Source organism: Stenotrophomonas sp. 2YAF22, assembly GCF_052114665.1.
Lineage (GTDB): Bacteria > Pseudomonadota > Gammaproteobacteria > Xanthomonadales > Xanthomonadaceae > Stenotrophomonas > Stenotrophomonas indicatrix.
In genome coordinates this window covers 1-17,088 of record NZ_JBFRFE010000016.1, presented here as the reverse complement: position 1 = coordinate 17,088, position 17,088 = coordinate 1, and the positions used below count along the sequence as shown (strand labels likewise).

The 17,088-nt window shown below is 63.9% G+C and carries 19 protein-coding genes; 13 read left to right on the top strand and 6 right to left on the bottom strand.

The window, feature by feature from the left end:
- The 4 genes from AB4Y84_RS01575 to AB4Y84_RS01560 all read right to left on the bottom strand — a co-directional run.
- Positions 1–233 (bottom strand): hypothetical protein (locus tag AB4Y84_RS01575; protein WP_442249695.1); only part of this gene is annotated, 233 nt, incomplete at its 3' end.
- A gap of 110 nt (positions 234–343) precedes the next feature.
- Positions 344–631 carry a hypothetical protein gene (locus AB4Y84_RS01570; RefSeq protein ID WP_088100018.1) on the bottom strand — a complete coding sequence of 96 codons (288 nt, stop codon included), beginning with the start codon at positions 629–631 and terminating at the stop codon, positions 344–346.
- 72 nt (positions 632–703) lie between these two features.
- Complete coding sequence (locus tag AB4Y84_RS01565) at positions 704–1,201, bottom strand: YciE/YciF ferroxidase family protein (RefSeq protein ID WP_032974702.1); 498 nt, start codon at positions 1,199–1,201, stop codon at positions 704–706.
- A 147-nt stretch (positions 1,202–1,348) separates the two neighbouring features.
- Complete coding sequence (locus AB4Y84_RS01560) at positions 1,349–1,618, bottom strand: hypothetical protein (RefSeq protein ID WP_032974703.1); 270 nt, start codon at positions 1,616–1,618, stop codon at positions 1,349–1,351.
- Positions 1,619–1,793: 175 nt separating this feature from the next.
- Here AB4Y84_RS01560 and AB4Y84_RS01555 point away from each other — a divergent pair, with 175 nt between their 5' ends.
- On the top strand, positions 1,794–2,264 hold the full coding sequence (locus tag AB4Y84_RS01555; protein ID WP_354275320.1) for a BLUF domain-containing protein: 471 nt from the start codon (positions 1,794–1,796) through the stop codon (positions 2,262–2,264).
- Positions 2,261–2,707, top strand: coding sequence for a hypothetical protein (locus AB4Y84_RS01550; RefSeq protein WP_442249694.1), 447 nt, complete (start codon positions 2,261–2,263; stop codon positions 2,705–2,707). Before AB4Y84_RS01555 ends, AB4Y84_RS01550 begins: the two co-directional genes overlap by 4 nt.
- 52 nt (positions 2,708–2,759) lie before the next feature.
- On the opposite strand, the gene AB4Y84_RS01545 is transcribed toward AB4Y84_RS01550, so the two are convergent.
- The gene (locus tag AB4Y84_RS01545) at positions 2,760–2,999 is read right to left on the bottom strand and encodes a hypothetical protein (RefSeq protein WP_394195610.1); all 240 of its coding nucleotides are present in this window, start codon (positions 2,997–2,999) and stop codon (positions 2,760–2,762) included.
- A 248-nt stretch (positions 3,000–3,247) separates the two neighbouring features.
- Here AB4Y84_RS01545 and AB4Y84_RS01540 point away from each other — a divergent pair, with 248 nt between their 5' ends.
- The 11 genes from AB4Y84_RS01540 to AB4Y84_RS01490 all read left to right on the top strand — a co-directional run bounded on the left by AB4Y84_RS01540 (position 3,248) and on the right by AB4Y84_RS01490 (position 16,456).
- Positions 3,248–3,781 carry a sugar dehydrogenase complex small subunit gene (locus AB4Y84_RS01540; RefSeq protein ID WP_088100014.1) on the top strand — a complete coding sequence of 178 codons (534 nt, stop codon included), beginning with the start codon at positions 3,248–3,250 and terminating at the stop codon, positions 3,779–3,781.
- A 46-nt stretch (positions 3,782–3,827) separates the two neighbouring features.
- The gene (locus AB4Y84_RS01535; protein WP_442243607.1) at positions 3,828–5,468 is read left to right on the top strand and encodes a GMC family oxidoreductase; all 1,641 of its coding nucleotides are present in this window, start codon (positions 3,828–3,830) and stop codon (positions 5,466–5,468) included.
- A complete protein-coding gene (locus AB4Y84_RS01530; protein ID WP_394195612.1) occupies positions 5,465–6,862 on the top strand; it encodes a c-type cytochrome in 1,398 nt (465 codons plus the stop codon). Before AB4Y84_RS01535 ends, AB4Y84_RS01530 begins: the two co-directional genes overlap by 4 nt.
- Complete coding sequence (locus AB4Y84_RS01525) at positions 6,859–8,130, top strand: carbohydrate porin (RefSeq protein ID WP_442243606.1); 1,272 nt, start codon at positions 6,859–6,861, stop codon at positions 8,128–8,130. Before AB4Y84_RS01530 ends, AB4Y84_RS01525 begins: the two co-directional genes overlap by 4 nt.
- Positions 8,131–8,389: 259 nt before the next feature.
- Positions 8,390–8,800: a hypothetical protein gene (locus AB4Y84_RS01520; protein WP_394195614.1), complete on the top strand. Its 411-nt coding sequence runs from the start codon at positions 8,390–8,392 to the stop codon at positions 8,798–8,800.
- 111 nt (positions 8,801–8,911) lie between these two features.
- Positions 8,912–9,724, top strand: a complete 813-nt coding sequence (locus AB4Y84_RS01515; RefSeq protein WP_312785859.1) for a hypothetical protein — start codon at positions 8,912–8,914, stop codon at positions 9,722–9,724.
- 30 nt (positions 9,725–9,754) lie between these two features.
- Positions 9,755–13,519 (top strand): hypothetical protein, encoded by a 3,765-nt coding sequence (locus AB4Y84_RS01510; protein ID WP_442243605.1) that lies wholly within the window; start codon positions 9,755–9,757, stop codon positions 13,517–13,519.
- Between the two features lie 103 nt (positions 13,520–13,622).
- Positions 13,623–13,919, top strand: a complete 297-nt coding sequence (locus tag AB4Y84_RS01505; protein ID WP_127563146.1) for a hypothetical protein — start codon at positions 13,623–13,625, stop codon at positions 13,917–13,919.
- An 18-nt stretch (positions 13,920–13,937) separates the two neighbouring features.
- Positions 13,938–14,315 (top strand): hypothetical protein, encoded by a 378-nt coding sequence (locus AB4Y84_RS01500; RefSeq protein WP_442243604.1) that lies wholly within the window; start codon positions 13,938–13,940, stop codon positions 14,313–14,315.
- A 132-nt stretch (positions 14,316–14,447) separates the two neighbouring features.
- Positions 14,448–16,022: an alpha/beta fold hydrolase gene (locus tag AB4Y84_RS01495; RefSeq protein WP_442243603.1), complete on the top strand. Its 1,575-nt coding sequence runs from the start codon at positions 14,448–14,450 to the stop codon at positions 16,020–16,022.
- Between the two features lie 80 nt (positions 16,023–16,102).
- Positions 16,103–16,456 (top strand): hypothetical protein, encoded by a 354-nt coding sequence (locus AB4Y84_RS01490; RefSeq protein WP_164279926.1) that lies wholly within the window; start codon positions 16,103–16,105, stop codon positions 16,454–16,456.
- 99 nt (positions 16,457–16,555) lie between these two features.
- On the opposite strand, the gene AB4Y84_RS01485 is transcribed toward AB4Y84_RS01490, so the two are convergent.
- Positions 16,556–16,960 (bottom strand): hypothetical protein, encoded by a 405-nt coding sequence (locus AB4Y84_RS01485; RefSeq protein ID WP_442243602.1) that lies wholly within the window; start codon positions 16,958–16,960, stop codon positions 16,556–16,558.
- Positions 16,961–17,088: the final 128 nt, after the last annotated feature.

The following is a 17,088-nucleotide window of genomic DNA, read 5'->3' as shown; positions in this document are numbered from 1 at the left end:
CCCTCACCCTTGTCGTGCCGAGCGGGCGCCACGCGCTTGCCAAGCCGTTGCGCCTGCTCATCCGGCGTGGCGGCGGCGACGAAGGGAGAGATTGGATCACTGGCCGGGAACGTCTCCGTCAACGCCTGATCATGATTGGCACTGTTGTGGGCCTTGGCCTGTCCAGCGCTGCCAGCAGGCACCGCGGCCGTGTGGTCATCCGGATGGGGCAGGTCTTTCTGATCGCGCTGCATGACATTTCCTCATTCTCATTGATTGGACCGCATGGTCCCGGGGGCATTGCAACGGTAAATGTGAACGCGTGAGTACCCGCATCAAGCCGGTGTAGACGCAACGTCAACAATCAAGGCGTCCTTCCAGATGAGCTCGAAGCCGTTGCACGGTTGCGGCGCCACGCCAGCAGCTGTCCGATCAGCGCGGTTGCCAGCAACAGCAGGTTGGTGACCACGAACACGGTGGCGCCGAGCAGCGCGCTGTAGATCGTGAACAGCGTAGACGCGGTCATCTGCCCGATGAAAAGCCACTTCGAGACGGCTTCCGGGTGAGGCGAGTGCCATTGCTTGACCATCTGCCGGACCAGCGTGGCCATCAGTACCGCTGTGGCGGTCCATCCAAGTAGATCAGGATGCATACGTCATCCTCGCGCAGAAGCGCGCCGCCCCTTGGGGAGCGACGCGTGGGCTGATCTGCGGTGCACCTGCGATCACGCGGCCTGGGCGGCCTTGGCGTTGCCGCCGCTCTTGGCCAGCAGGGTCAGCTTCTCGTCCGTGGCCTTTTCTTCTTCCAGCGTTTCCAGCAGCAACGGCACAGCGTCCTTGTATCCGAGCTGCTTGGCCAGCGCGGCGATGGTGCCGTAGGAAGCGATTTCGTAATGCTCGACTTTCTGCGCGCCGCCAATCAGTGCTGCATCGCGCACCGGGCCCTTTTCAATGCTCTCGATGACTTCCTTGCCTTCTTCCACCAGGCCCTCCATCGCCGCGCACTTGATCCGCTTCAGGCGGATGCCCAGTACCTCCACGACCTGGTCGATGCGCTCGATCTGGCCCTGGGTCTCCTCCAGGTGCGTCTCGAACGCGGCGGCAAGTGCGGGGTTCTCTGCGGCGCGGGCGAGGCGCGGCAGGGCCTTGGTCAGCTGCTTCTCGGCACTGTAGATGTCGGACAGTTCGTGGATGAAAAGGTCTTCAGCGGTCTTGATGGCCATGGTGCGCTCCAGCAGGGAAGGAGCGACGAGGCTATCCCGGCCGGTGTTGGGGTGCGGGGTAGATGCAGTGAACGGCGGATGCGCATCGAGCGCGCAGATGCATGCATTCCCCTCACGCCGGGCACTGGGCGCGCGTCGGAACCAAGCTCAGCGTGGGTCGGCCGCTGCTGCAGATTGGCCGGTTGCCGCCAGGTGTTCGCCGTCCACCAGGCGCGCATTGCTGACGGCCTGGTGAGAGCCGCACCTTCCGCAGGTCAGCAGCGTGCCCCCTGTCATCCGCTTGAGCTCCGCGTCGGCGCGGGACACGTGGTGGCACTGGTTGCAGCGGAAGGCGATAGCGGTGACCTGATCGATGCAGCCTCGTGCATCGGTCGCGTAGTCCACTGAAAAGACGTAGAAAAGTCCGGTGTCAGGCATGAAGTCGATCTCGCGGGCGGACCTGTTTCATGCCATGGGGCAGCAGTGCATGGCGTGAATCCTTTTCGGGTTCGTTTTCACATTTCACTGAATTGTTTTGTTTCAGGCTGCGCCTGCTGCGCTGCCTCAACCGGCCTTCTGCTACGGTTGGGAGCCCACTGCAGGGAGGTCGAACGTGCCCATCAGAGCCGTTGTGTATACCAGCGAGGCGGCAGCGGATATTGCTGCCAGCCGGCTGGGCCAGACCGGGGGCAGGCTGTGCGGAATCGTGGATGACGCAGCACGTTTCAACCGTGATGCCGGCGTCACTGGCGTACTGCTGTTCGATGGCGCGCGCTTTGTGCAATACATGGAAGGCCCGGACGATGGCCTGCAGGTGGCATATTCCCGGGTGCTGGGTGCCAGCAGCCACAGCGGCCTGATCGAACTGCAGCGCGGCAGGGTGGGGCAGAGACGCCTGCCTTTCTGGCCCATGCGTTGGCTGCCGGTGGAACCGACGGAGCTGAGGCGGGTGGCCGGCGCGGACTGGACCGGTTTCGTCCAGCGCGAAGGCACCGCTGCGCCCACCACTACTGCCACGGGCATGGAGCTGCTGCGCGCCCTGGTTGAACCCTATACCGTCTCACCCAGTACGGAGTCGCCGTGACACAAGCAACTTTCCACAGCGGACACCACCGCCGGCTGGACGTTCTTGCCGGAGCGTGGGAGACCACCCTCATCGCGCTGCAACCCGACGGCAGCACGGGCGGGGTGTCGTTTGCATCGGACGTTTACACGTGGATGCCCAATGGTCACTTCCTGGTGCATGAGGTCGACGCGATGATGGACGGGCAGCGTGTGCGCTCCACGGAAATCATCGGCGTCGATGTTGAAGCCGGTGGTTTCTTCAGCCGCAGCTACGACGCTGATGGTGRCACCAGCGATTTCACGTCACGACTTGATGGCGGCAGGTACACCATCCAGGGCCAGTCCCAGCGGTTCGACGGCGTGATCAGCAGCGACCGGCAGTTGCTGACCGGGGAATGGGAGCATCGGGTCGGCGATGACTGGATACCGTTCGTCCGCATCGTGCTTGAAAGGGCCGAGTAGATTCGCTTGTTCCGCGGGCGCCCCCGATCGGGGGCTTCGCTGTTGGCCGCGCCTAGCGCTTGGGCGGTGACGGCGGCGCGGCTTCTTTCCCGCGTTCGGCCTCTGGCCCCGAGGCCTGGTCTTCGGAGGCGGCGGTGCCGCTGCCGCCGCCGGGCACGTTGCGCGCCGGCGCGCTGGCCGCTGGTGGGGTTTGCCGAACCGCATCGGCATGTTGTGCCTTATCGGTCGGTTCGCCTTGATTGCAGGCCGACAATACCATCGTCGCCACGGCACACAGCAGCAGTACCCGCATGGCCACTCTCCAGAGTAGGAAACCCCTTGTTTCTAGCGCTGAGCGCGTTGTGCGGGCGTGACGGGGGCGGCAGCGCACCGGCTGGAATCTGCCTCTGCTGGTGCCGGGAAGAAGGGTGCTTTGCCGCGCTGCGGCTCTTCCTGCTCACTCCGCGACGACGTTCAGGTGCGTTAAAGTTGCCCGCGTAGGTGCCCCCCCGCGTCGCGGTCAGGGGCAGCCGAAGAAGTGACGCATCAGGAGTCCACATCATGAGTGTTCCCGAGGGATTGGAAGGGAGTGGGCAAGGCCTGACGCGCAGAACCTTCCTGCTGGCCGTTGGCTCTGCTTCACTGCTGGTTGCCTGCAACGGCAAGGCGCCAGCAACCCATGCCGGTGCCACGCCAGCGAAACGGACGGACGGGCGCTTTCTGCAGCTCTCCCAGGCACTGACCGGCAAGTCCGACCTTGATCCGGCAACCGCCGCGCGCATCGAAGCCGCCTTCGCCAAGCTGCATCCCGACATGCACGCCCAGTTCCCCGCACTCGCGGCGAAGGCGCAACAGGTGCAGGGCCCTGAAGCGCTGCTGGCGGCCGCTGGCGATGCACGGCCGACAGCGCTGGCCATCATCACTGCTTGGTACACCGGCAGCGTAGGCAAGGGGCCGCAGGCCATCACCGTTTCCTATCGCGATGCGCTGATGCAGCGCCCGGTGGACGATGGCCTGTTCCCGCCCACCTATGCACAAGGCGGTCCCGCATGGTGGACGGCCGAACCGCCGGCGGCGGTACGCGCGCACGGCTGAGCCTGCGCTTCCAGCTCTTTTCCCGTAATTGTTATGGATTCCCCTCATGAAAGCTCCGGTTTTCCGTGATGGCGACGCCGATGCCGATGTTGTGATCGTCGGTTCGGGCGTCGTTGGCGCATTGATCGCCCACCAGTTGGTTCGTGCCGGAAAATCGGTTCTTGTGCTTGAGGCGGGCCCCCGCCTGCATCGTTCCGACGTGGTCGAGAACTGGCGCAACGTCAGCTTCGAACGGCGCATCGGCAGTGATTTCCAGGGGCCGTATCCACAGTCACCGCTTGCCACCGCGCCGCTGTACTTCCCGGCCAATGACTACGTGGGCCTGACCGGCCCCGACGCCAGCAGCTTCCATCAGGGCTTCATCAAGGCCGTGGGTGGCACCACCTGGCACTGGGCCGCCTCCTGCTGGCGCCACCTTCCAGTGGACTTCAGGATGCAGTCCACCTATGGGGTAGGGCGGGACTGGCCGATCAGCTACGACGACATCGAGCCTTACTACTGCCGCGCCGAGGAGGCGATGGGCGTCTCCGGGCCGAATGATCCGGCCAAGCAGAGCCCCTCCGAGCGATCCAGGCCCTACCTTGCCGACATGATCCCGTGGGGCAACGGTGACAAGGTGTTCGCCGAGGTGGTCAATCCGCACGGCTACAACCTGGTGCCCATTCCGCAGGGCCGCATGGTCACGCCCTGGAACGACCGGCCCGCCTGCTGCGGCAACAACAACTGCCAACCCATCTGCCCGATCGGCGCGATGTACAACGGCATCCATACCATCGAAGCGGCCGAGAAACTGGGTGCGCAGGTGCTGGCCGAAGCAGTTGCCTACAAGATCGATACCGACGCGCAGAACCGGGTAACGGCCATCCATTGGTATGACAACAACAAGGTCAGCCACAAGGCCACCGGCCGCAGTTTCGTCATCGCGTGCAACGCACTGGAGACGCCGCGTCTGCTGCTGCTTGCCGCCAACGAGCAGAACCCGAACGGTATTGCGAACAGCTCCGATCAGGTCGGGCGCAACATGCTCGACCATTCCGGTTTCCACTGCTCGTTCATTGCCGACAGGCCGATCTGGCTGGGCCGTGGACCGGCGCAGTCCAGCTGCATGGTTGGCCCGCGAGACGGCGCCTTCCGCTCGCAGTACTCGGCCACCAAGATCATCCTCAACAACATCAGCCGGGTGGCGATCGCCACCGACCAGGCGCTGAAGAAAGGCCTGGTCGGCGACGCGCTGGATGCGGAGATCCGCCGCCGTGCGGTATTCGGCGTGGATCTGTCGATCAGCCTGGAACCCTTGCCGGATCCCAGCAACCGGTTGACGCTGTCGAAAACGCGGGTCGACGGCCACGGCCTGGCCTGCCCGGATATCCATTACTCACTGGGCGACTACGCCCGCAAGGGTTACGACGAATCCTGCAAACAGCTGCGGCATATCGGCTCGCTCTTCAATGCCGAGGAGTTCGTCATCACCACGGCGCTCAACGCCAACAACCACATCATGGGCTCGACCATCATGGGCGCTGACCCGCGCGATTCGGTGGTCGATGGCGATTGCCGCGCACATGATCATCCGAACCTGTGGCTTCCCGGCGGCGGCCCGATGGTGTCGGCCAGCGTGGTCAACAGCACCTTGACCATGGCCGCGCTGGCGCTGAGGGCAGCTGATGCCATCGAGCGTGCAGCATGAAGACCTTCGCCTCGGCTCTGCTGATGCTGCTGGCCGCAGCCAGTCAATCCGCGCGCGCAGACGAGGTTGCCGAGCGTGGGCGCTACCTGTCTGTCGCTGCGGACTGCGTGGCATGCCACACCAGCCCCAAGCAGGGCAAACCCTACGCAGGCGGCTACGCGATTGCGTCGCCGCTGGGTGAGATATGGGCAAGCAACATCACGCCCTCCAGAAGCCATGGCATCGGCCTCTACAGCGAAGATGATTTCGCCAAGGCGGTACGCGAAGGCGTGCGCAAGGATGGCGCCCACCTGTATCCGGCGATGCCCTATACCTCGTATGCCAAGCTGACCGACGAGGACATCCACGCGTTGTATACCTACTTCATGAAGGAGGTGGTGCCGGTCGATGAAGAAGCACACGCGACCGAGCTGCCGTTCCCCTTCAGCATCCGCCAGTCCATGGCGGTGTGGAACCTGCTGTTCCTGGACAAGGAAACGTTCAAGCCCGATGCGGGCAGGAGCGCGCAGTGGAATCGCGGCGCCTATCTGGTGGAGGGCCTGGCGCACTGCTCCAGCTGCCACAGTCCGCGCGGGCTGATGATGCAGGAGGTGGACGGCAAGGCCTTCGCCGGCGGATCGCTGGGTGACTGGTACGCCCCCAACATCACCTCCCACCCCACCAGCGGTATCGGGGGTTGGAGCGATGCCGAGCTGGCCCAGTACCTGAAGACCGGCCGCGTCGCCGGCAAGGCACAGGCCGGTGGCGGCATGGCCGAAGCGGTGAGCAACAGCCTGTCCAGGCTGCAGGACGAGGACATCGCCGCCATCGTCGCCTACCTGCGCACGGTGCCGGCCGTGGCCGACCCTGATGCCACGCGGGCCGCCTTTGCCTGGGGCGATGTCGCCTCGACGGCGGGCGAGCAGCCGGTACGAGGTACGGGAGCGGCACTGGCATCGGGCGGCGTACTGTACTCGGGCTTGTGCGCAAGCTGCCATGGATCGCGGGGCGAGGGCAGCAGGGACGGGTACTACCCCTCCCTGGTGCACAACACCACCGTCGGCATGACCCGCCCGCAGAACCTGATCGCCACCATCATCGGCGGCATTGACCGCGATGTGCACGGCGAACACGCGTTGATGCCGCACTTCTCGAAAGGCTCGTTCGTACAGGACCTGAGTGACGCCGATATCGCAGCGGTTGCGACCTACGTGCGCACGCAGTTCGGGCCGGGCGACCAGGTCACCGAGGCGCAGGTTGCGCTGACCCGTGCCGGCGGCGAGAAGCCACTTCTGGCGAAGATTGCACGCTTGTGGCTGCCGATGCTCATCCTTGCCGTGCTGGCGTTGGTAGGCATCGTGCTGCTGGTGCGACGCGCCTGGAAGACCCGAAAGGCGCGGAGGGCGGCCGCATGAATTTCGTATCCTTGACCGGCATCGGGCTGCTTGCCTTCATCGTCAACGGGTCGGTGTCGGCTGCCGAATCAAGTGCCACCGCCAAGCCCAAATCGGTCGACAGCGTCGTGCAGACGCCGCTGAGCGCGGATTGGGCAGCGCGCCTCTGGCTGCAGGACCACGGCGTTACCCCCAGCGCACGCATCGTGATCGGCAGCGGCGTCAACAGCGATGGTTACAAGGGCAGTGGCTGGTCCACCGCCGAGCACATCGACCTGGGCGCGACGATCGACACCGGCAAGGCATTCGGCTTCGACGGCACCTTGCGCGTGGTGTTCTCCGATCGCTTCGGCAACGCCATCAACGAACGATCCACCGGTTCCTACATCCAGAACCAGGCCTTCTATGGCCAGGGCCAGAACCTGCGTTTCAACGAGCTCTCCTACGAGCGTTTGCTGCTGGACAAGCGGTTGAGCCTGAAGGGTGGCTTCTACTCGATGGGCAACGACTTCGGTGGCTTGCCTTACACCTGCAACTTCAACAACAACGGCCAGTGCGGGCATCCGCTGGGCCCGATCTACAGTTCTGGCTGGCTGGACAATCCGACAGGCCAATGGGGCCTGCGGGTAAAGTGGAACGATCCTTCAGGCTGGTACGCGCAGACCGGCATCTACGACGTCAATCCAACGCGCAAGCAGGCCAACAGCGGCTTCCGTGTATCGACGAGGGGAAAGACCGGCCTGTTCCTGCCAGTCGAGCTGGGCTACAGCCATGGCAAGTCCGGAGAGGACTACGGCGGCACTTACAAGATCGGTTACTACCTGGATACCTCCAACGCCGATGATATCGGTGACCCGACGGCACCTCGCGCTTCGCATCGCAGCGGTTCGTACGTGCAGGCCGCACAGCGGGTGTGGAAGCCCGAGGGTGACACGGTGCGCGGCATTTCGGTGTTCGGCGTGGCTACCCGTGCCGACGCAAAAACAGGGCTGATGCGCTACTCGTGGGAAGCGGGCGTGAGCTGGCGCGGCGTGATCGCGTCGCGCGAGGATGATGTGCTCAGCCTGGCCTGGAACCGGCTGGACATCTCCGACCGGCTCGCCCGCCATCAGCAGCTGACCGGAAAGGATGTGCAGAGCAACGAGCAGTTCGTCGAGCTGAACTACGGCGTGCAGGTCGCCCCGTGGCTGGTGCTGCGGCCGGCGGTGCAGTACGTGGCACGGCCCGGCGCCTATGCCAGCCGGCCTGACAGCTGGGTGTTCACCCTGCAGGCGCAGGCGACGCTGTAGCGCTGCGTCAAATAATTGACCATTTTCCCCGGCGATATTCCGGGGTCCAATGGATTATCTGCACTTTCTACTTTTGCGACGCCGCGCACGATATTCATTGATTATAGGATCATACTTCGCCGCAACTGCAGGAGCGGATGCAAGGTTCGCCCTCCGGCCTGGATTCAACGAACGGGCCGCATGCAGAAGCGGGAATACACGATTGGCGTAACAAGAATTTCAGGCTTGTACATACGTCCAAATGCGAAGGGGGCAGGGGATGCGCACGCGAACCTTTGGAATGCTGGCCGTCGGCATGGTCGCCTTGTTGGGATTTGAAGGGGCGGCCCTGGCGGACTTGCCGAAGAACATGATTTTCTTCATGTCCGGAACTGCTTGCCCGGCAGGCAGCAGCCGGCTCACCAATGCGAATGGCAGGATGCTGCTGGTGGCCAACGATACAGGTGCGATCGGGTCGACCTCGGGAAAGGCGCTGTCAGACCGCGAAGATCGCAGGCACAAGCACAAGGCGAAGGTTTCAGCCAATTTGAACGAGCATTCGATATCGGCCGCCAGCAGTTGCTGCAACAGCCAATCGACCCGCAAGGGAGAGCACTCTGCGGAGCTGGAGACCGACGAGTCGACATCCGCGCTGCCGTTCGTTCAATTGCTTGCCTGCAAGGTCGATTGACTTCTCCTTCAAGCTGCACGTTTCCAACACCAAGCGCCGTGCTGCGACCTCGGGTCCAGTACATGCCTGACCACGACCGCTTTCGCCTCACGCTCACTCAAAAGGTGCGACATGGCTACCACGCGTCGTCTTTCCCGGCCAACCCAGGCCCCGCTGCTCGCAGCTTTTCTCCTGTACGCATCCGCGCCGCAGATCGTTGCAGCAGCTGATGCCATGCCATTCTTCACGCAGGCCTATTTTGCCGGCACATGCCCAGAGGGCTGGACATCGGTCGATGGTGCCAAGGGACGCTTTGTGGTGCCCGCGCCCCTGGGCGCCGGTGTCGGCGGCTTTGCCGGAGATGCGCTCGATGGAAAAAAGCCTCCGGCGCACAGGCATCAGCGCATCAACGGCAAGATCAATCTCCCATCGAAGAACTTCGTGCTGATCGGCGGTTGCTGCAATGGCAGCCTGGGTGATTCCGGGGATTATGCGGTGAGCGGTGCCTCCGAGGAGGCGAGCGGCGACCTGCCTTACGCCCAGTACGGCCTCTGCATCAAGACCTCCAATGGCGATGGTTCTGCCATCCCGTCAGGTCTGATGACCTTCATGGCACAGACGATGTGTCCGACATCGTGGGAGGTGGAAAATTCAGTTGCGGGGCGCTATATCGTAGCGCTCCCCGATAATGGCACGCCCTACTACCAGTTCGGCGGGAAGCCGCTGGATCCAAGCGAAGTGCGCAGCCACGTGCATGGCGTGCAGGGAAAGATTCCGTTCAGCGGCCATGACATCGCGGGCGCCAGCGGCTGCTGCGCCAGCGGCTATGCGTCCAAGGGCGATTTCAACATCGTCGACACCAAGACGGCGCCGGTTGCCGGGCAGCCGTCCGACAGTGCGGTGCAGGCGCCGTACTACACCGCGCTGATGTGCCGGAAGCACTGAGTCCGGCTTTGGAAGGGCAGGGAGAGCATCATGAGCTGGGGTCACTTTGGCGGCGAACGGGATCGGGAACGTGCCGATGCCTCCGATCGTAATGCGCCAGGCACGGCCGCCGTACGGGTGCGCAATCGCGCTTGCCCATCGTTGATGCGTGCAGTTGTGGCAATGTGCTTGGCTGCGGCAGCGCTTGCCAACGTTGCGGCGGCACAGCAGGCAATGCAGGTGCACCGGGAAAGCGCTGCTGAGGTGCGCCCCGGTGAAGTGGATCCCATCACCAACCCGAAGCGGCTGACGATGTTCCCGGTCAGCACCATCGGAATGCTGGCGAGTCAGAACTCATCGCTGTACAGCGATCTGTTCGACTACGCCGCAGCCAACGCAGAGCTCACCCAGTGGAACGTGTCGGCGCAGAAGCTGCAGCCGGGAGATTCCTGCCAGCAGTCACAGCGGCGACGCCTTGCCCATGGCCGCGTATCCACGCCCGATTTCGAGCAGGCGGTGTGCATGACCAACTTCGGCATCACTGTTTATACAAGCCCTCTGAAGATCAACGATGGTCAGCGCGCAACGCTGTCCTTTGCCAATCCCTCCACCAGCATGGCGGGGCGCAATTTCGATCTGGCGGTCGGGGAGATCCTGCGGCGCCCCAACCAGGATGAACAGCCCCAACAGATGATCGTTGCCGCCTATGCCAACCTGCAGCAGCGACTGCAGGTCGACGTGATCCTCTGGACGCCAGGAGAGGGTTCGCAAGGCGGACTGGAAGTGGCTGCCTCCTATGTCGGCCCGGCCGATGAGGCGCCCACCGGCGACGTCGCGGTGACGCTGGGGGACTACATGAACGACGGCACCCTGCAGATCGTCACTGCCGCCGATGCGTCTGCTGGCGCCGGCGCCGGACGCATCCGCCTGGCGGCGTACCGCTATGCGAGCGACGGCAGCAAGCACGCCCTGCAGCGAGTCGGCACCTCCTATGCGTACGATGTCCCCAGCGGCCGCCCGAGTTCGATCGGGCTCGCCTCGGCGGACTTCGTTGGCCGAGGCCATGAGCAGTTCATCGTGAGCTATCTCGCCCAACGGGACGCCGGCGCCGACCAGATGCTGTCACTGGCCTATTTCGATCCGGCTAAGCTGGAGCAGATAGGGCCGCCGAGGGCAAAGTCCCTGGTCGGACCTGTCGCCGGCAACTCCTACGCCGATCTCGCTACTGGCCTGTTCCAGTTCGATCCCCGGACAGCCACTCCGGCAAGCGATCCGTTCTTCAGGCGGCAGCTGGCGATCGCCTACGTGTCACCCGACGGCAGAGTAATGGGGCGCGTACTGCAGGTCCGTGATGGCACGCCGCCATCCTTCCATGCCGGTCCGGAAGCTCAGTTCTCGTCGGACCGATCGCCGGTCGCGACCACCGGGTTGGGCCCGATGGTCGCGGCAGGCAATTTCATCGGCCTCAAGAACGATGGCGTCGATCCGCGGCACCAGCTGGCGGTGGCACTGCCCCAACGGGGTGACCAACCCGGGCGCATCCTGCCGGAGATCGTTGTCGCCCGTGTCAACAACGAGTCGTTTGCACTTGATCCGGTGTATCGCCACCGCATGCCCAACTACGAGAGCACCGGCCTGGTCTTCGGCGTGCCGATCATCGCCTATGATCGTGGTGGCGATTCCCTGTATCTGGGAAATCCAGCGCACATCACCATCCAGGACATGATCGATCCGCAGTACGTGGTCGGCATGCCGCCTCGCCACGTTGATGCGCTGCCTGACCCCGGTGGTGATTCTCCCTACAGGATCGTCAACCTGCTTGGTGGCTTCGGTCCATCGGCGTTCAGTGTCACCTTGCGTGACAGCGCAGACAGCACGCTCACCGAGACATCAACCAACTCCAGCTCGTCCCGGTTCGGTGGCGGCCTTACGCAGACCGTGGGCAGCACCGTCGGTGGCGGCTTCATGAACATTGCCAACTTCGAGACGTCGCTCTCGGTAAGAACGGCGGCATCGTTCGAGACCAACAGCATGGAGCGCACGCTCAACAACGACTACCAGTCGATCACCACCCAGAAGGCCGCCACCACCACCCAGGACGACCACTTGGTATTCAACATGCGCCTGATCGATATCTGGCGCTATCCCGTTTACGGCGTGAACCAGGAGCGCTCGGGCCGGTTCCCCTTCTACGACATCGTCATACCCGGGCAATTGATGGAGTACAGCGGCGGCGGCCTGAACTACGACTGGTACAACCCGTCGCACCAGAACTACAACGCCACCAGCTATCCGGAGATCCCGACGCAGGGTTTGTTCGCCACCGACATCGGCATGTTCAGCTTTCGCGATGAGGCGGGGAAGACCGTCGAGGTGGCGGGAAAACCGCTCAACAGCCCCATCGCGCGTGCCTTCGATGGCAATGCCCAGACGTTCAGCCTCGACTACACCAGGGAATCCGGCTCCAGCAGCGAGAAGTCCTTCTCCTATTCGCTCAGCAGGAGCATCGACATCACCACCGGATTCCGGGCGTCAGCAGACGTGCGCATGTTCAGCGGCAGCGCCAACTACGAAGGCACCGTCAGCCTGTCTGACGCATCGAACTGGGAAAGCAGCGTAGTCGCGCAGCGTACGATGCGCAACTCGCGGGGAATCACCCTCGATCAGCCGGATGTGCCCGGAATTGCCTCACGGGCCTATCACTACCAGACACTGATCTATGTCACCGGCAATGGCGGCATCAAGGTCGCGCATGGTACCGACTTCCTCCGCTCGTCCGGTGGATCGCAGTGGTGGAAATCCACCTATGGCGGACGACCGGATCCTGCCCTCAACCTGCCGTGGCGCATGGCCTACGACCCGACGCAAGGCGCGTGGACACTGGCGCCGCAGGACGAGTACTTCCGGTTGCGTGGACTGACGCTCACCGAGGCCTTGCCGGACGATGTCACCGGCGAGTACGCACCGCTGCTGGGTGGCGTGGATGCAGGAACCAAGGTCAGGGTCGTGGTACCGGTGCACAACTACTCTCTCGATACAGCTGCGCAGAAGGTCGTCGTCGCCTTCGCCTATCGCGCAAGGGCGCCGGACGCCGACAGGCTGGGCGGGCGCGAACCGGTCTCTGCACACGAAGAGGACTATGTCGAGTTCGCTCGTTCAAAGCCGATCACCATTGCGCCGCGCGGTGTCGCCAACGTCGACGCGCTGTGGAATACCGCCAACCTGGGCGGTAGTGACGCCGGCACTGCCTATGAGTTCAAGATCACCGTGGACCCGGACGATGCGATTCCCGACAAGTTGCACGGATCGGATCCCGCCGCCGGTGCGCAGACCATCGGCCATTGGCCATGGAATGGCGGCTTCTGGGTATTCAATGCCCAGAAGCCCGGCGCGAAAACGCGGCGCCATGACCTCCGTCAATCGCCACAGACGCCTCGATTGACGCTGAGCGTGCCGGCGCCCGCGCGACCGGCAGGTGAGGGCAGGGCGGCTGAAGGCAAGCGCACTGACGTTGCCACCGTGATCATCGATATGCCGGCAGCGGACCGCTCTCTGCGTCGACTGATCATCGGTGGCATCGACGCCGACGGCAGACGCGTCGCGCTGGCGTCGCGCTCCCTCTATGGACTAGGGCCCGGCCAGCATCGGTTTGACATCAGGCTTGGGGCCGCAGATGGCCCGGTCGCCCTGGCATCGCTGCACGCCTGGATGTCCTCGGGTGCGCTGCGCGGAGAATCACGCGCCGGCATCAGCACGCAGGGCGTGGATGCGGTGCATCCCGGTGCAAAGGAATCGAACCCAACAGAAGGGGAGTGATGCGTGACGAGGCGAGGCAGTCGCCTTCGGTGATCCACCCGTATCGGTTGGCGTGAGGCTATGCCGCCGGAATATCGACTTCAATGCATGGAGGGGTATCCCGATGAGAACGACCATTGTTGTAGCGATGCTGCTTGTAGCTGGCTCGATTTCCACAGCGAATGCCGCACAGTGCTATCAGGGGAGGGCCACGGTGCGACAGAACGCGCCAGCGAACATGTGCACGCAGCCGGAAAAGGGCTATGCCAACACCGGCAAAGGTCCATTGACCCATGACGGTTGCACGGCAGCCAAGAACCAGGCCGCTACCAAGCTGAGAGCGCGCCTGCAGCAGAGTTGTCGCGCCTATGTGCAGACCAATGAATCGTGCACCGTCATCACCGCTCCGACCTGTACCTGACAAGGGTGGTGAGGTGGTTTGCGGATTCATGCCTGCTGGCGGCGGGTTGGCTCGGGCCGGATGCCGGGGCCGATCCGACTGCTGGCGCTCGAACAGACAACAGGGACTACTGCGATGACGGACTGCAGAACCTTCAACGGGGTCACCAAGGCCATCTTCAGCTGCGTCAAGAAGAAGAGCTTCGAGGAGCACGGCACGGTCTACGAACCGGCGAATGCGAACCAGGGCAAGGCAACGACGAAAGTGCCGGTGGTCGGGACGGTGGTCGTCAGCTTCAGCTTCGATCCAACTGCGGGAACGATTGTCTACTGCATCATCTCAAAGCCCTGGATCGTGTCCGCTTCCCAGGTCTTCGATGGCATCGGCGACACCATCAATTCCTGCCGGAAGTCGTAGGGCCTGCGCAGGCACGCCGATGGCATGTCTTGCGCCTCCTTGCCCCAGCCATGCTGCAACGCAAGGTGTAAGCCACCATTCGCACTGGTACGGTCCTGCCCGTTGCACCACCAACGACGGGGAGAGACGACGATGCGCAAGGTATTGCTGCTGTTGATCCTGCTGACCGGACTGGCGCCCACCGCCTGGGCTGCCACGGTCAAGACCACCCACCGCACCCTTCCCAGCTGGGATGGCACGCCCCTCGGGGTCTTTGTCATCGAGCCCCAGGACGCAGGTGGCGGCAAGTACCCGCTGCTGGTGATGCCCAGCAGCTGGGCCGTTCCCAGCGTGGAGTACGTGGGGGTGGCACAGTCGCTGGCCAAGCGCGGCTATGTGGTCCTCAGCTACAGCTCGCGCGGCTTCTGGGAGTCCGGCGGGGCCATCGATATTGCCGGGCCGGCCACGGTCGAGGATGTCAGCGCATTGATCGACTGGGCGCTGGACAACACCCAGGCCGACCCGGCGCGGATCGGCGTCTCGGGCATCTCCTACGGCGCCGGCACCAGCCTGCTGGCGGCGGCACGCGATCCCCGCATCAAGGCGGTGGCCGCGCTCAGCGGATGGGCCGACCTGCAGGCGTCGCTGTACGCCAACGACACCCCCAGCGCACAGGGAATCGCGCTGCTGGTGGCCGCCGGCCTGGTCACCGGCCGACCCGGGGCAGAGCTGGCCACGATCAATCGCAACGTGGTGGTTGGCAACTACCAGGGTGCAGTGGAATCGCTGCTGCCCGTGGCCGCCATCCGCAGCCCCGCTGCGAGCATCAGCGAGATCAACGCCAACCAGCCGGCCGTGTTCCTGGCCAACGCCTTCAACGACAGCCTGTTCCCGCCGGGTCAGCTGGTGGATTTCTTCAACCAGCTGAAAGGCCCCAAGCAGCTGCAACTGCGCCACGGCGACCATGCCCTCAACGAGGCCTTGGGCGCACTGGGCATTCCAAACGAGGTCTACGAGTCGGCGGGCGACTGGTTCGACCATTACCTCAAGGGCGTGGCCAATGGCATCGACCGCCAGCCGGCGGTGCAGCTGAAGTCGCAGAAGGGCAGCTGGAGCAGCTACCCGAACTGGCAGGCCACCAACAGTGGTGCGGTCAGCTACGCGTTGACCGCACCGGGCGGCCTGCTTCTGCCCACCGGGGGGCTGGTTGAAAACGGGCGCAGCAATGGCTGGAACTACCGCATCGGCAGCGGCCTGGGGACCGCCGCCAATTCCGGCGTGGCGATGGTGTCCGGCTCGCTGCAGATGATCAACCTTCCGCCGGGTGCGTACGTGCCTTTCATCGGGCGCAACGCCGCAGGTGTCTGGCAGGGGCCGGTGTACTGGAACGCACGCCGCCTGGACGGCGCGCCGGAAGTACGGGTGACCGTTACCCCCAGCCGCGCCAACACCACGCTGTATGCCTATCTGTACGCGGAAGATGTGCTGGGCAATGGCCAGCTGATCAGCCACAAGCCGTACACCCTGCGTGGCGTTGCGCCCGGCCAGGCGACCACCCTCGATCTTCGGCTGGAAGCGAGCAGCTGGAACATTCCGGCGGGCAGCCGGCTGACGCTGGTGGTCGATACGGTGGACCTGCGCTATGCAGGCATCAGCCAGTTGGGCGGGGCGGTGACCTTCAGTTCGCCCGCGTCAGCACCATCGGTGCTGAAGGTGCCGTTGCATTGAGTTGCAAGCGGGCGCCCGTCGTTGCGGGCGCCTGCATGCGTTGGTTACGCTGTTCGCATTCATGACGCATGGAGTATTCGATGGGGCCGGAAACGCTGATCGGCACAGCGGCAGCCGCCATCGCGCTGGTGGTAGTGCTGGCCCTGTTCAACAAGAAGCGACAGCCACCTTCGCGGATCTTCAAGTGCGGTCGCTGCGGCAGCGCCGCTCACCACAATGATCGCACCAGCAACGCCTGGCGCAATGGCAAGACCCGGTTCTTCTGCCAGGCCTGCCATCGCCAGTGGCTGCAGTCACAGCCGCCGTCCGAGCGGAGAAGCGGCGACGCTCGGAGCGATTTCACATCCAGCACCAGCAACGGCGGCTGCCTTGGCGTGCTCGCGCTGCTCGCCGTGTTGCCACTGGGCGGATGGCTGGCCTGGGCCTGTATCTGAAACTACGTGTTGTGCCGTCCTGCAGCGTGCGGGGCCTCCTGCCATCCTGTCAGATCCAGCTGAGGACACCAGAAGACACCTGCGGACCGCGTGTTGCACTTAAAGCTTGCCGGCCGTCCTATAGCGGGACACGCCCTGTTCGATCAGCATCTGCAGCTCACGCAGAAGAGCCGGGTCCCAGGCATCGAAGTTGAAGCAGGACTTTCCTTGCATATGCTTCTTCAGCGCCGGGCTGATGCCCGCCAGCAGCTCGGGAAAGGTGTAGACGGGCATGAAGTGGAACGAATGCCTGCGAGCCGACGACTTCACCGCGCCGAAGAACTGCGCCTTGCCCTTGGCGTCTGCGTTCCTGCAATTGGCGTAGAAGTGACCGTCCTCGTCATGCACGACGAGAAGATCGGTCTTGTAGGGAAGCAATAGATCACGCAGGGCGACGAACAGGTCCGTCGCGGCACCGTCCATGTTGAGATTCGACTGGGCAGCAGATGCTTGCGGGATTTTCATGGAAGTAGCCCGGAAGGGAGCGCGGGTGAGAGATCGTGCGCAGGTTCTGCTGGGCAAGCCTATCACGGGGCAGTAAGCCGACAGCGGCAGATGGCTATGGACTTATAGCCACGAGCACCTGACCATGG

Excerpts from the sequence above, each read along its gene's own strand:
- AB4Y84_RS01570 (WP_088100018.1), bottom strand. The coding sequence starts at position 631 with ATGCATCCTGATCTACTTGGATGGACCGCCACAGCGGTACTGATGGCC.
- AB4Y84_RS01565 (WP_032974702.1), bottom strand. The coding sequence starts at position 1,201 with ATGGCCATCAAGACCGCTGAAGACCTTTTCATCCACGAACTGTCCGAC.
- AB4Y84_RS01560 (WP_032974703.1), bottom strand. The coding sequence starts at position 1,618 with ATGCCTGACACCGGACTTTTCTACGTCTTTTCAGTGGACTACGCGACC.
- AB4Y84_RS01545 (WP_394195610.1), bottom strand. The coding sequence starts at position 2,999 with ATGCGGGTACTGCTGCTGTGTGCCGTGGCGACGATGGTATTGTCGGCC.
- AB4Y84_RS01540 (WP_088100014.1), top strand. The coding sequence starts at position 3,248 with ATGAGTGTTCCCGAGGGATTGGAAGGGAGTGGGCAAGGCCTGACGCGC.
- AB4Y84_RS01535 (WP_442243607.1), top strand. The coding sequence starts at position 3,828 with ATGAAAGCTCCGGTTTTCCGTGATGGCGACGCCGATGCCGATGTTGTG.
- AB4Y84_RS01530 (WP_394195612.1), top strand. The coding sequence starts at position 5,465 with ATGAAGACCTTCGCCTCGGCTCTGCTGATGCTGCTGGCCGCAGCCAGT.
- AB4Y84_RS01525 (WP_442243606.1), top strand. The coding sequence starts at position 6,859 with ATGAATTTCGTATCCTTGACCGGCATCGGGCTGCTTGCCTTCATCGTC.
- AB4Y84_RS01520 (WP_394195614.1), top strand. The coding sequence starts at position 8,390 with ATGCGCACGCGAACCTTTGGAATGCTGGCCGTCGGCATGGTCGCCTTG.
- AB4Y84_RS01515 (WP_312785859.1), top strand. The coding sequence starts at position 8,912 with ATGGCTACCACGCGTCGTCTTTCCCGGCCAACCCAGGCCCCGCTGCTC.
- AB4Y84_RS01510 (WP_442243605.1), top strand. The coding sequence starts at position 9,755 with ATGAGCTGGGGTCACTTTGGCGGCGAACGGGATCGGGAACGTGCCGAT.
- AB4Y84_RS01505 (WP_127563146.1), top strand. The coding sequence starts at position 13,623 with ATGAGAACGACCATTGTTGTAGCGATGCTGCTTGTAGCTGGCTCGATT.
- AB4Y84_RS01495 (WP_442243603.1), top strand. The coding sequence starts at position 14,448 with ATGCGCAAGGTATTGCTGCTGTTGATCCTGCTGACCGGACTGGCGCCC.
- AB4Y84_RS01490 (WP_164279926.1), top strand. The coding sequence starts at position 16,103 with ATGGGGCCGGAAACGCTGATCGGCACAGCGGCAGCCGCCATCGCGCTG.
- AB4Y84_RS01485 (WP_442243602.1), bottom strand. The coding sequence starts at position 16,960 with ATGAAAATCCCGCAAGCATCTGCTGCCCAGTCGAATCTCAACATGGAC.